A 12,695-nucleotide genomic window follows, 5' to 3' on the forward strand; every position below is an offset into this window, starting at 1 on the left:
TCATCCCTGTAGTATTACTTTCAGTTGATCTGTACCTGTAATGAATTCGAGTTCATTCTCTGACTCAAAGTTATAAATCATATTATGTAGTAAAGGACTGTATTGATAAAAGGTAGTAATGCGGTGAATGAGTAATGGATCATGATGAGAAATAAGTGTACTGTACTGTTCATATACAGATGTAGTAAACTCACGTCCGAAATCATAATATAGCCCAGCAAAATCAAAAGCAGGATCGCCAATTTGAGCATCACCAAAATCGATAACACCTGAAATGTTTTTGTTCTGCTTATTAAATAAAATATGATGATGTGTAAAATCAGCGTGAATAATTGTATTTTGAAAAATGGATGTATTGATACATGTAAAGAAATTTTTGAATAAACGATTTAAAGATGATTTCTGGAACGAAGTAAGACTGTTAGTAACATACTGATTTAACTTAGTTTGTAGCTCTTTCCAGTAGGTAAGTGTTTTTTCTATAGGGAATCCTAATGTTTTCACACGTTTTAAAGGAATACTATGTAGAGCCGCAAGGAAAGTAGCTAATTGTGTAATAATTATTTTCCATTCTTTTTCATCTAACTTCGCAACTATTTCTGTTGTTAACGGTTCACCATGAATGAGAGCATAGTAACTACAGAGGGGAATAGTATCAGTATCCTTTTTATAGAATAGGTGGTACTTTGGAACCTCAATTTCATGTAGTGAGTAAGAGAGAAGTGTGCATAGTTCTTTTTCTAACGGGATTCGCAGTGCATATTCCTGTTTTCGCGGAAAACGAAACAGTAGCTCATCATTTACTATAACTGCTACATTATCCCATCCTTCTTCATTTTGTTTATATGAATGTATAGAAAGATTAGGTAGAGCTTCTTTTATATATTGTTTGTAAGAGTCCATAATTGTTCCTCGTTTCTGAATTAAGTTATTCCACTTTATGATATCAGAATTTTCTTTCTATATGTTAAAATATAACTATCATTATGAAGAAGGGCGGGAGTATTACGAAGAAAAGACTATTCATCATTTCTCTATGTATTGCTTTTGGATTGTTTTGGTCATATAAAGAAGAGGTTTTTGCTAGCTTTAAACCGATTGATCAGTACGGGTTAAAAAAGGAATTAAAGAATAAAAGTATAGAAACTTTAACTCATAATGAAATGAAAAAGGTAGGAGAACATTTTGTGACAGAGCAATTATCAGTGTTTGAGCTTCATAATAAAGAAGATGTGAAACGAAAAGGTGAAGAAATATTTTTAAATAGAGGATATGAACAATTAATAGGAAATTATTATCCAAATCGTTTTCGGGATTTAGAGTATAGGTTTACAAACGAGGAGATACGTGAAGTGACGGATGAAAGTTTTCTCTATCAAACTGTAGCGTACGTTGCGGGTACTGAAAATGGTAAGAGAAGCGAAATGAAATTGAATTATGAAATGAAAATTGTAAAAGTTAATAATATATTTAAGGTGTTAGAACAAAAGCAGTATGTACAATAAAGTGAAACATGAATGAGTACCACAAATAGCCGATAAAAAAATCCCCCAGTTCTTTGAGGGATTTTAAAGGTTTTCATTTTGCTGACCAAGTTCTTTTTGAGCAATGTATAAATTTCCTTGTTCGACTTGTTTCTGAGTAAGAACAGAATCACCTGCATATCCTTTTTCTGTTTTTACAGTTCTTTTCGTACGATTGGAATTTTGTTTCTTCATATAATATGTCACCTTTCCTTAAAAATAAACAAAAATGATAAGCACAAGTAGTATAGCAGCGAAAATGGTAATACCCATTAAAAAAGAAGTATTTTTATTTTTAGGTGGCTTATGTATATCTTGTCGATATCCAGGTGAAATTTCGGGGGCGAATTCTTCATCGAATGATTGCTTTTTTTCTTTTTCGTCCATATGTATCCACCTTTCTTTTTCATTATGTTATACGTCCAAAGAAAAAATATACATAAATAAAACCGCTGCTCTATCGTGAGTAGCGGTTTTCTATTGTATATTTTCTTTGAACTTGAAAGAGACGGACAAGAAGGAAGATAGCGCCAAATGCTAGACCGATGATAAGACCAATCCAATATCCTTTTGCTGCCCAATCAGTGTAAGTTGCTAATATGTAGCCGAGAGGCAGACCTATTACCCAATAAGCGATTAATGTCATAATTAAGGAAACATTTACGTCTTTATAACCACGTAGTGCCCCTTGTACAGGAGTTGCAATTGCATCTGAAATTTGAAATAAAATCGCAAATATAAGAAATTCTTTTGCTAAATGATGAACTTGTATATCTGTTGTATAAATAGAAGCAATTTCATCATCGAAGAAGTAGAGAAGAATTGAATATAATAGGGCGAATGCAAGTGCTAAGCCAATCCCGATAAATCCATATTGTCTTGCGTTATTATATCGTTTTGCTCCAACTTCGAATCCAACAGCGATGGTCATTGCCATTGCTAAACTTAAAGGAGTCATATATAACAAGGAAGCGAAGTTCATAGCTGCTTGATGAGCTGCAATTGTTGTCGTACTAAAATTACTCATCATAAGTGTTACTGCAGCAAAAATACTCGTTTCAAAAAAGATAGCAAATCCGATAGGGACGCCAAGTTTTAAGAATTCAGTCCAACTTGAAAGAGAAGGACGATATAATTGTTTAAAGATATTGAAAGATGCGAAAGGCTCTTTCGTACGAATAATAATAACGGTAATAATTAAAATGCACCAATAGGTTGCTGCAGAAGCAATTGCCGCTCCGACACCACCGAGTTTTGGAAAACCGAAATGACCGAAAATTAATACATAATTTAATACTACGTTAATTGGTAATGATAGTAATGTAATAATCATCGTTGTGCGAGTTTTTCCTAATGCATCAATAAACCCACGTAAAACAGTGTAAGTAAATAAAGGGACAATTCCAACTGCAATAATACTTAAAAATTGTGCCGCAATACGTTCCACAGGTTCTTCTAGGCGCATGCCGTTTAAAATAGGTGAAACAGCGAAGAAACCGATAAGGGTGACCACAAAACTAGCACAAATTGCTAAATATACTGCTTGTATGACAACTTGGGGAACATCCTCTTTTTTCTTTGATCCAACGAGCTGCGCAACAATTGGAGTAGTAGCCATTAAAATTCCTGTTAATCCGGTACTAACGGGAAGCCATATACTCGTTCCGATAGCAACACCTGCTAAATCAATAGGACTCGCGTGCCCTGACATTGTCGTATCAAAAAAGCTCATTGCAAATAATGACATTTGCGTTACGAAAATCGGAAAAAATAGTAATACAAATTGCTTGAATTTTTGTGAGAATGAAGTAGTTTCTTTCATAAAATCCCCTTTCCGCATAAAAGCAAACCCTCACTATCATACAATTTAATTAAAAAATAGAAAAGAAATACGCGCCTAGAACATATGGAATCGATAAAAAAAGGATGCACTTTGAAAAGGGATAAGGTATTATGATAAGGTGTGAAAAATTACATATTCGTTATTAAGGAGGCACTACTCGTGGCTGATTGGTTAATTGGAATAATCATGGGTGCTGTTGAAGGTTTAACAGAGTTTTTACCAGTTTCATCAACAGGACATATGATTTTAACAGGTCATTTACTTGGATTTGACGACGAGAGAGCGAAAGTTTTCGAAGTTGTTATTCAATTGGGATCGATTTTAGCAGTTGTTGTTATATTTTGGAAGCGCCTGTGGTCTTTAGTAGGTATAGGGAAAGTAACAGACGGACCATCGTTAAATTTATTACATATTATTATCGGGATGATTCCTGCCGGCGTACTTGGCGTATTGTTCCATAGTGCGATTAAAGAAGTTTTATTTGGGCCAGGCCCAGTTGTCATCAGTTTAGTGGCTGGTGGTATTTTAATGATTGTTGCTGAGAAGTTTTCGAAACCAAGTACAGCAAGAACATTAGATGAAATCACATATAAGCAAGCTTTTACAATTGGAATGTTCCAATGTTTAGCGCTTTGGCCAGGATTTTCTCGTTCTGGTTCTACAATAAGTGGTGGTTTATTAGCTCGCGTGTCACATACAGCGGCGGCTGAATATACATTTATTTTAGCAGTACCAATGATGGTAGCTGCAAGTGGTTTAGATTTAATTAAAAGCTGGGATATTTTAAGTACGGCTGATATCCCGTTATTTGCAACAGGATTTATTACAGCATTCGTTGTTGCGATGCTTGCAATTGTTTCATTCTTAAAATTATTAGCTCGTGTAAAACTAACACCGTTCGCTTACTACCGTTTCATTTTAGCTGCGGTATTCTATTTCTTCTTCATTATGTAATAAAAAAACTGCCGAGTTCGGCAGTTTTTTTATTTTACTACTTTTTCCATCATGCTTTCCATTACATGTTCCCAAAGAGAAGTATCATCAGCTAATGTAGCACGGAAATTAGCGTACATTTCTTTTTGTTTCTCTTCGAATGTTGGATCTTCTTTTTCAGGCAATGTAGCGCGCATTGAAGTTACTAACTCTTGTACTTTCGGAGCACGTGGTCCCCAAACGGCTTGTTCATTTCCATCTTTATCAATGAAAATAAAGATTGGAATGGCACGTGCTGTTCCATTTGTTAAATATTGATCCATTAATTCTAAGTTTTCATCGCGAATTAATAATCTCATATCAATATTTGCAACTTCAGAAATTCGTTTCATAACAGGTACGCATAAAAGAGCGTCACCACACCAATCAGCTGTTAATACGATAACACGCCAGCCATCATTTTGGCGTTCTTCTAATACAGGAAGTAATTCATTTGGAATTAAAAAGTTATTGTAAATGTGCAGTAGCTCGTATTGATTTACTTTCATTTCATTCACATATGTATCAAAGGACATACCTTTATCAGCCCATTGTTGTAAGTTCATAAGTAACACCTCTTTAGTATGATTTGTTTTCATTGTACCAATTTTTATATAGAAAAGCTTGTATTCTTACTCTTTCTTGTCACTTAATAATTGATTTAATAGGAAAAGGAATAGTACGACACATAATTCAGTAAGATTGGACAGTTGTACGCTTTCTATCCAATCATCGGCAGTATGAATGACGAACCAATCTAGCGTAATTTCAATGATTGAGAGTAGGGCGATTGAGAGCCAATTGGGCATACTTGTCATCATTGGATATAGGAGCACTTTAAAGAAAGTGAATATAAAATGTGTAATACCATCTAATAAAAGAATAAGTAAAAAAAAGAGTAGTAGTGCTGTTCTTGATGAATATTCTATACCTGTAATTTGAAAGATTCCTACATATACAAAGAATATAAATGCAAAGAATATAATGAGAATAAGAATAACAACACTAATAATAATAGTCTTATCTTTTAGGTTAAGATTAGAAAATTTGTCTTCTTCACTCACTACCCCAACTCCTTTTTTCTGGAAATTCAATTTTATTGTATCATGAAACATATATTAAAAAACTACGAATTATGGGAAAATAAGGTGACAAAAAGTAAGATTTCATGTAAAATTATTAATAAGGTTTTTATTTAACTAAATGAAATAAAAGGGGCTGTCAAAGTTGTCTCAAAATCGAGAGCAATTAATGGAAGAACTATCGACAAATGTTTTTGCTATGTTCCGCACGTTGCGTAATGATATCGGAAAAATATTTGGTGGTTACATACCGTGGAATGAGTTCATCGTCCTTAGAATATTGAATCGTACGAATAAAGAAATGGTATCACGTGTAGCGAATGAGTTAAATGTGTCGAATAGTCATATTACAGCTGTTACAGAAAAATTAATTAATAAAGGTTTTGTAACTCGTTCGCGTTCTACGTCAGATCGCCGAGTTGTATATTTGGAGATTACAGAACAAGGGAAAGATTTAGTTTCGAAAATGGAAGGTGCAAAAAAACAATATTTACAAGAAAGATTCTCTACACTTTCAGAAGAAGAAATGAATATAATGATATCAATTTCTCAAAAACTTATTTAATTCACTACAAGCGAGAAAACGCTTACGTAGTGAAGGAGAAGGCCTTCCTTATATGAGGAAGGTCTTCTTTCGTATGTAAAAGATTATAAAAAAGAAAATATGTAACATACTACTAGTAAAGGAAAGGGGGCAGAAATATGACAAATCGAAATGGTAGTAAAGGGAGCGGAAATCAAGGCTCACCGAAATCAGGGCAATTTCAGCAAGAGTTTAGTGCTGAATTTGAGACTGGAAATGATAACAAAGGAAAAGAATATCGTTCGAAAAAAGGAAGTAAATCAAAAAAGGAGTGAAAATAATTCACTCCTTTTTTGATTTAAGATGCTGCAGATTGATCCGTATTATATTTTTCTTCTGATTTTGCGACAATCATTGCGCAAATTGCATCACCAGAAATGTTTACAGCTGTTCTAGACATATCTAGAATACGGTCAATACCGATAATTAAAGCGATACCTTCTACTGGTAGGTTTACTTGATTTAAAACCATTGTCAGCATTACAAGTCCAACACCTGGTACACCAGCAGTACCGATACTAGCTAGTACAGCAGTTAATACGACGACAGCTAATTGGGACATAGTAAGCTCAACTCCGTATACTTGAGCGATAAACACAGTTGCTACACCTTGCATAATGGCAGTACCATCCATATTAATCGTTGCACCTAGTGGTTGTACAAAAGAACTTATCGCTTTTGGAACGCCAAGTTTTTCTTGTGCTGTTTTCATTGCAAACGGAAGAGATGCATTAGAGCTAGATGTACTAAATCCAATTGCCATTACTGGTCCGAAATGTTTAAAGAAACGGACAATGCTTTCTTTTGCTAATACCTTTAATAATCCGCCATAGACGAAGACGCCGTGAATAATAAGTACTAGCATAACGACAATCATATACTTGAACATCGCAGCGACGCCTGCAAGCCCCATTTTACCAACGGATGAAGCGAGCAATCCAAATGTTCCGATTGGAGCTAATTTCATAACGAGATTAACAAGATACATCATTAATTCGTTGCCCTGTTCAAGTAATGAATGGATACCTTGAACTCGTTTTCCTAAAACAGCTATACCGAGTCCAATCAATGCGGCAAAGGCAATAATTTGTAACATGTTTCCATCGGCCATAGCTTGTGCTGGATTATCTGGCACAATATTTAGCAATGTATCGACGAAAGATGTTTCTGTTTTTGCCCCTTCATATTTAAGCCCTTCGGTTTTAAAGTTACCGCCAGATCCTGGTTTTATGATCAGTGCAAATGTCACTGCAATTGAGATGGCAACAGCTGTAGTTACAAGGAAGAATGAAATTGATTTTAAACCAATTCTCCCGAGTTGTTTCGGATCGCCAAGCCCAGCAGCCCCGAGCACGATAGAGATGAACACAACAGGAACAACTAGCATTTTAATGAGGCGAATAAACAATTGACCGAGTGGATTGAACACATATTGATTTAATGGTTCAAAAATAGATGGTGCAGCTAAATTTAAAGTGAGTCCGACAACTAAACCGAGAAATAGTGCAAGTAAGATTGCTTTTGTTTGTTTCAAAAAATCCCTCCCTTATTTTTGTGAAATTGTTTTCTACATTAATTGTAACGAAAAAACTCTTATTTTGACAGAATTTTCTGAATTCTTTGTATGAAAATATCTATTTTAATGTAGAGAGAGTTAAGTTTTGTATTAAAAACAAAATAGGCCATCACATTGGATGACCTAGGGAAGGGGACAATTTATGTCAATTTAATTAGGGATGGAAGCTATTCAAAGACACTGGGGAATGTCTTATAAATTAGGGAGGAACAGCTTCGATACATATACTATAAAAGATAGATGTGACCCTGATGTGAATATAGAGTGAAAGAGAGAGGGAGTTTTAAATAGAACAGAGCGTAAACAAAAAATAAGACCATCATATAAAAGATGGTCAAGGGAAGGGGACAATTTATGTCAATTTAATTAGGGATGGAAGTTGTTCAAGACACTGGGGAATGTCTTATAAATTAGGGAGGAACAACTTCGATACATATACTATAAAAGGTAGATGTGACCCTGATGTGAACATAGAGTGAAAGAGAGAGGGAGTTTTTAATAAAAGATAGAAAGACAAAAAAATAAGACCATCGCATATGAGATGGTCAAAGGAAGGGGACAATTTATGTCAATTTAATTAGGGATGGAAGTTGTTCAAGACACTGGGGAATGTCTTATAAATTAGGGAGGAACAACTTCGATACATATACTATAAAAGGTAGATGTGACCCTGATGTGAACATAGAGTGAAAGAGAGAGGGAGTTTTTAATAAAAGATAGAAAGACAAAAAAATAAGACCATCGCATATGAGATGGTCAAAGGAAGGGGACAATTTATGTCAATTTAATTAGGGATGGAAGTTGTTCAAGACACTGGGGAATGTCTTATAAATTAGGGAGGAACAACTTCGATACATATACTATAAAAGATAGATGTGACCTTGGTGTGAACATAGAGTGAAGGGTATGAGAATTCGAGAAATGATACATATAAAATGATTGTTGCAAGAGTTATAGAGTAAGAATAAATAGAATAGAAAGTGTCTTGTCATAAAATGAAGTAAAGTTCGAGTATAAATAAAAGTTGAAATCTTTGAAAAAAAGGATTATGCTCAACTATATTATAAGAATATAAGGTTTATCCCACTATGTAAGGGCTCTTATAAGCCTTTAGTTACGAGGGGGAAAAGGGAGTTAGTGAATATGGAAGTAACAACAAGACAAGGGCTGTATAATCGTTTTATACGATTAAATCCACCACAAATATTAGCATTAGGTTTTTTCTGCTTAATTGTGGTTGGCGGTTTGTTATTAAAGTTACCATTCGCAACGAAAGTACATATTAGTTGGGTAGATGCTTTCTTTACAGCAACGTCAGCAGCAACTGTAACGGGATTGGGAGTAGTAGATACTGCAAGTACGTTTACGATGTTTGGCGAGATTGTTATTATGTTTTTAATTCAAACAGGTGGTTTAGGTCTTATGACAATTGCCATTTTAATTGTTTGGGTATTGGGCAAAAAAATCGGATTACGCCATCGATTATTAATCGGAGAGGCATTTAATCAGACAAATATAGGTGGTCTTGTAAAATTAGTAAAACGTGTCTTTATATTTTCAATTTGTATTGAGCTTATTGGAGTCATCTTTTTATCGTTTCGCTTTATTCCAGAGTTTGGCTTTGGAAAAGGTGTATACTATAGTATTTTTCATGTTATTGCATCTTATAATAATGCTGGATTTGCTCTATGGCCGGATAATTTAACTAGGTATGTAGGAGATCCTATTATTAATATTGGGATTTGCTCTTTAATCGTAATAGGTGGTCTCGGTTTTACTGTATTAATTGATATATGGTATAGCCGTAGTTTTCGAAAACTATCGCTTCATTCCAAAATCATGATTGTTGGAACAGTAGCGCTAAATGTGATAGCGATGATTGTAATTTTTGTATTGGAATATAATAATGTGAAGACGTTAGGGAATTTACCTTTAAATGAAAAGTTATGGGCTTCTTTCTTCCAAGGTATTACTCCTCGTACTGCTGGATTTAATACAGTTGACTACGGGGGAATGGAAGAATCATCTATATTATTTACGATGGTTTTAATGTTTATTGGTGCAGGAAGTGTATCAACGGGTGGAGGAATTAAATTAACAACGTTTGTTATTTTAGTTACATCTGTCCTTTCTTTTTTTAGAAAAAAAGAGGAAATCATTTTATTTCAGCGCACAATTAAAATGTCGACAGTAACAAGAGCGTTAGCGATTGCTGTTGCCAGTCAAATACTTATTTTTGCAGCAGTATTTGTATTAATGCTTACAGAAGACTTTAGTTTTATTCAGTTACTATTTGAAACAATTTCAGCTTTTGGTACAGTAGGGTTAACGATGGGGATTACTGCGAAGTTATCAGCGTTTGGAAAATGTATTATTATGTTTGTTATGTTTTGCGGATTAATTGGGCCGTTAACACTTGTCTTTTCTTTAGCACGACCAGCAAAACAAAAAATTAAATATCCATCGGAAGATGTATTTACAGGATAAGGTATCCCGCATAAAGCGAGATACCTTTTTCTTTTTAAAAAAGGGAGAACAATAATCCGACAAGCGCTACTCGAAATAAAATTGCAATGAGTGCAGCAATTCCGCCGACAATTGCAGCGATACCACCAGTTACAGTAGCTCCGCGATTATAAGCGTAAATCCCTAGCAATACAGAAACAAGACCAAATAGTGTTGGGAAAGTGAAGAGTGATAAGATAGATAAAGCAAGAGCGATAAAGCCAGCAGTTGATCCAGCGGCGGACGATCTTACATCATCTTTATGATCCTTCTCATCGTAATCATAATCAATGCGCTGAGGCGCAACCTCAGCTGCATATTCTTCTTTATAGTCACTATAATCACTATCTATTCTATCTCTTTTTTTATACTCATCAAATTTCTCAGTCAAAGTCATGACTCCTTTCATAACAAGGTTCAATAGTAGTATGTTTCTCTTTTTCTTTTTTATCCCGCTTTAATGGGCAGTAAGCCCCCCACCTCAAAATTCAGCGAAAGCAAAGAAGTTAGGTGGAGAATCAACTGCCCATAAAAGTCCGATTGGTGAGGGCTAATAATCAGTGGGGATGAAGAAAACCCCCACTGATTAAAGTTTCACTTTATCCGAGTATGTACAGGGAGTAATATCCATTTAAAAGGTGGAAATTGTTTTTTTGAAATAGGAAAAGTTAGTATGACTTCCTCTATTTTGGAAAGTATAAAAAAGAATAAGAAGGAAAGGGTGCAATACATAATGGAACATCCAATTGAAAATTTAATGAAAACAGCAATGACAAATTTAAAAGAGATGGTAGATGTAAATACGATTGTTGGGAGTCCAGTTTCAACAGCTGATGGAAATGTAGTATTAACAGTATCTCAAGTGGCTTTTGGTTTTGGAGCTGGTGGAAGTGACTTTAAAGGTGATTTTATTTCCGAAAAACATAATAACGGACAAGGGCAGCATAAAGAGAATAAGCAAAGTCATCCGTTTGGAGGCGGAAGCGGGGCTGGGGTTTCCATTAGCCCAGTTGCTTTTTTAGTAGTTGGTTCTAACGGTGTGCAAGTATTGCACCTCAATAGTAGTACACATTTAATTGAGAAGGCTTTAAATACTGTACCAAGTACTGTAGATAAATTTGTAAATAATCGTCAAAAGTGAACTTGCATTTTTTAGGAATTATGATATATTAGAAAAAGTGCGCTTTAGGATGATCGGAATAATTGAACTGTAAATATATATGATGTGTGGAATAAGGGAGAGGAATTTATGATTAATATTAAAAACTTAGTAGTTGGCTTATGTATGTTAGTAAGCGGTTTTGTTGTATATGTAATAAAAGAAAAAGCTCCATTCTAAAACAGACAAACCGTTACTGTCTGTTTTTAATTTGCAAAAAAATGTTGACAAGTTATTGTATTGGTGTTAAAATTTTAATTCGTGTCTCGGTTACAGCTAGTGTAAAGTAAATAAATCTTATAAATATAATACGAAAAGTTTGCGAAAGATCGGGTAGTCTTACCAACAACTTTTGTGAACAAACCCTATAAATTATTATTGTAGGCTTTATAGGTATACTAGTGAATCAAGGAGCGGTCAGTGGAACCGTAATGATGAGAGAGAGGTAGGGCTTTCATCCAGTATATGTTACTTTCCCGTTAGGTGAATATAAAAAAGAGGACTCTTTTTCAAAAGGAGTCCTCTTTCTTTTTGTATATTACATTTAAGTGCGGCTCTCAACTTGCTGACAAATTTCATCTGTTGTTAAACCATGAGCTGTAATTACAGATCCCTTAATTGATGCATCTGCAATACCCATCATATTGGAATCTTGCCCAGTTACAACACAACAATCGCAACCTTGTGCATCATGTTCGGAGCCCAGGGTAACAACTTCATATCCCTGTTGCTTAAGAGCTTGTTGAACATCTGTTAATGAGTTTTCAACGCCAATTCTAGCCATAATTCTCACCTCCTACCATCTAATTGCTAGTATGCTCAAGTACATCGCATATATTTATGCAAAGAAGGTAGGAAGTATATCTTTATTCTGCTATTTGCGGATAGTTTGATTAAAGTATCTATTTAGTCGTTATATACACCAGTAAGCATTTGACTTACGAATTGATCGTTTAAAGTATCTTGGGCGGAAGAAGTATTTGAATGAATGTCGATTGAAGCAATAAAATTGTTATGTTCTTTATTATTTGGTTCTACCTCTACATAATTATCGAATTTACAAAAACCTTTCGTATCCATTAGATCAAATAGTTGAAGCATTTCTACTACCTCTTGTCTCGTTCCTTTAATTTGTACACACGCCATATTGATTTCCTCCTTCATTTTGACAAATTGTTTTTTAAAAATAGGATTATGATTGCGAGATGAAAAATATGAATGTTATTTTTAGACAGCGTTATTTTTATTATTTTCCCCCTTTTTCAGCAAAAGTCGTTGTATATTCCCGAATTTATAAAAACGGACGTCCGTTTATTGAATACAATAGATTCGTATCAATTGATGAAAATCCTTCTTTTAAACAAATATTTTTTTTAGTGGAATTTGGCGAAAAAAATTTTTTGACTTTTTGTAAACGTTAACAACGCTGTTAAATCAGTATAACCAAAGATG

Annotated in this window: 18 protein-coding genes; 8 read left to right on the forward strand and 10 right to left on the reverse strand. The window is 34.4% G+C overall.

All coding sequences use genetic code 11. The annotated features are described in order from the left end of the window. Positions 1-903, reverse strand: a complete 903-nt coding sequence (locus KZZ19_RS06915; protein ID WP_237979960.1) for an aminoglycoside phosphotransferase family protein — start codon at positions 901-903, stop codon at positions 1-3. 83 nt (positions 904-986) lie between these two features. On the opposite strand from KZZ19_RS06915, the gene KZZ19_RS06920 reads away from it, so the two are divergent. Continuing rightward, the gene (locus KZZ19_RS06920; protein ID WP_237979961.1) at positions 987-1,505 is read left to right on the forward strand and encodes a biotin transporter BioY; all 519 of its coding nucleotides are present in this window, start codon (positions 987-989) and stop codon (positions 1,503-1,505) included. A gap of 63 nt (positions 1,506-1,568) precedes the next feature. Here the strand turns inward: KZZ19_RS06920 and KZZ19_RS06925 are convergent, their stop codons facing one another. The 3 genes from KZZ19_RS06925 to KZZ19_RS06935 all read right to left on the reverse strand — a co-directional run bounded on the left by KZZ19_RS06925 (position 1,569) and on the right by KZZ19_RS06935 (position 3,345). Then, on the reverse strand, positions 1,569-1,718 hold the full coding sequence (locus tag KZZ19_RS06925; RefSeq protein ID WP_088095681.1) for a hypothetical protein: 150 nt from the start codon (positions 1,716-1,718) through the stop codon (positions 1,569-1,571). 18 nt (positions 1,719-1,736) lie between these two features. Next, positions 1,737-1,910, reverse strand: a complete 174-nt coding sequence (locus tag KZZ19_RS06930) for a 2-isopropylmalate synthase (RefSeq protein ID WP_088095682.1) — start codon at positions 1,908-1,910, stop codon at positions 1,737-1,739. Between the two features lie 70 nt (positions 1,911-1,980). Then, positions 1,981-3,345 (reverse strand): MATE family efflux transporter, encoded by a 1,365-nt coding sequence (locus KZZ19_RS06935; protein WP_088095683.1) that lies wholly within the window; start codon positions 3,343-3,345, stop codon positions 1,981-1,983. A gap of 180 nt (positions 3,346-3,525) precedes the next feature. On the opposite strand from KZZ19_RS06935, the gene uppP reads away from it, so the two are divergent. After that, on the forward strand, positions 3,526-4,320 hold the full coding sequence (uppP, locus tag KZZ19_RS06940) for a bacitracin resistance undecaprenyl-diphosphatase (protein WP_087979915.1): 795 nt from the start codon (positions 3,526-3,528) through the stop codon (positions 4,318-4,320). Positions 4,321-4,349: 29 nt separating this feature from the next. Here uppP and KZZ19_RS06945 read toward each other — a convergent pair whose 3' ends face one another. Further along, a complete protein-coding gene (locus KZZ19_RS06945) occupies positions 4,350-4,937 on the reverse strand; it encodes a thioredoxin family protein (RefSeq protein WP_002070995.1) in 588 nt (195 codons plus the stop codon). A gap of 33 nt (positions 4,938-4,970) precedes the next feature. Next, the gene (locus KZZ19_RS06950; RefSeq protein WP_098343231.1) at positions 4,971-5,402 is read right to left on the reverse strand and encodes a YrvL family regulatory protein; all 432 of its coding nucleotides are present in this window, start codon (positions 5,400-5,402) and stop codon (positions 4,971-4,973) included. A 163-nt stretch (positions 5,403-5,565) separates the two neighbouring features. On the opposite strand from KZZ19_RS06950, the gene KZZ19_RS06955 reads away from it, so the two are divergent. Together KZZ19_RS06955 and KZZ19_RS06960 are read left to right on the forward strand one after the other, a co-directional pair. Continuing rightward, positions 5,566-5,985, forward strand: a complete 420-nt coding sequence (locus KZZ19_RS06955) for a MarR family winged helix-turn-helix transcriptional regulator (RefSeq protein ID WP_140392391.1) — start codon at positions 5,566-5,568, stop codon at positions 5,983-5,985. A 137-nt stretch (positions 5,986-6,122) separates the two neighbouring features. After that, positions 6,123-6,278 (forward strand): hypothetical protein, encoded by a 156-nt coding sequence (locus KZZ19_RS06960; RefSeq protein ID WP_000184931.1) that lies wholly within the window; start codon positions 6,123-6,125, stop codon positions 6,276-6,278. Positions 6,279-6,301: 23 nt separating this feature from the next. Here KZZ19_RS06960 and KZZ19_RS06965 read toward each other — a convergent pair whose 3' ends face one another. Further along, positions 6,302-7,537, reverse strand: coding sequence for a dicarboxylate/amino acid:cation symporter (locus tag KZZ19_RS06965; RefSeq protein ID WP_088095686.1), 1,236 nt, complete (start codon positions 7,535-7,537; stop codon positions 6,302-6,304). A gap of 1,185 nt (positions 7,538-8,722) precedes the next feature. Here KZZ19_RS06965 and KZZ19_RS06970 point away from each other — a divergent pair. Beyond that, entirely contained in the window at positions 8,723-10,066 is a 1,344-nt protein-coding gene (locus tag KZZ19_RS06970) for a TrkH family potassium uptake protein (RefSeq protein WP_237979963.1), read from the forward strand. Between the two features lie 34 nt (positions 10,067-10,100). Here the strand turns inward: KZZ19_RS06970 and KZZ19_RS06975 are convergent, their stop codons facing one another. Beyond that, entirely contained in the window at positions 10,101-10,493 is a 393-nt protein-coding gene (locus KZZ19_RS06975; protein ID WP_073517663.1) for an imidazole glycerol phosphate synthase, read from the reverse strand. A 264-nt stretch (positions 10,494-10,757) separates the two neighbouring features. Here KZZ19_RS06975 and ytfJ point away from each other — a divergent pair, with 264 nt between their 5' ends. Both ytfJ and KZZ19_RS06985 read left to right on the forward strand, forming a co-directional pair. Then, on the forward strand, positions 10,758-11,225 hold the full coding sequence (gene ytfJ, locus KZZ19_RS06980) for a GerW family sporulation protein (protein WP_088095687.1): 468 nt from the start codon (positions 10,758-10,760) through the stop codon (positions 11,223-11,225). Between the two features lie 108 nt (positions 11,226-11,333). Then, entirely contained in the window at positions 11,334-11,423 is a 90-nt protein-coding gene (locus KZZ19_RS06985; RefSeq protein ID WP_000608225.1) for a hypothetical protein, read from the forward strand. Between the two features lie 364 nt (positions 11,424-11,787). On the opposite strand, the gene KZZ19_RS06990 is transcribed toward KZZ19_RS06985, so the two are convergent. Together KZZ19_RS06990 and KZZ19_RS06995 are read right to left on the reverse strand one after the other, a co-directional pair. Continuing rightward, positions 11,788-12,027, reverse strand: a complete 240-nt coding sequence (locus KZZ19_RS06990) for a YkuS family protein (RefSeq protein ID WP_140392392.1) — start codon at positions 12,025-12,027, stop codon at positions 11,788-11,790. Positions 12,028-12,149: 122 nt separating this feature from the next. After that, positions 12,150-12,389 carry a DUF3911 family protein gene (locus KZZ19_RS06995; protein ID WP_000752504.1) on the reverse strand — a complete coding sequence of 80 codons (240 nt, stop codon included), beginning with the start codon at positions 12,387-12,389 and terminating at the stop codon, positions 12,150-12,152. A gap of 59 nt (positions 12,390-12,448) precedes the next feature. Between KZZ19_RS06995 and KZZ19_RS07000 the strand changes: the two genes are divergently transcribed. Then, on the forward strand, positions 12,449-12,664 hold the full coding sequence (locus KZZ19_RS07000; protein ID WP_140392393.1) for a hypothetical protein: 216 nt from the start codon (positions 12,449-12,451) through the stop codon (positions 12,662-12,664). The last annotated feature ends 31 nt before the right edge of the window (positions 12,665-12,695 follow it).

Source organism: Bacillus thuringiensis (genome assembly GCF_022095615.2).
In the GTDB taxonomy this organism is placed as follows: domain Bacteria; phylum Bacillota; class Bacilli; order Bacillales; family Bacillaceae_G; genus Bacillus_A; species Bacillus_A cereus_AG.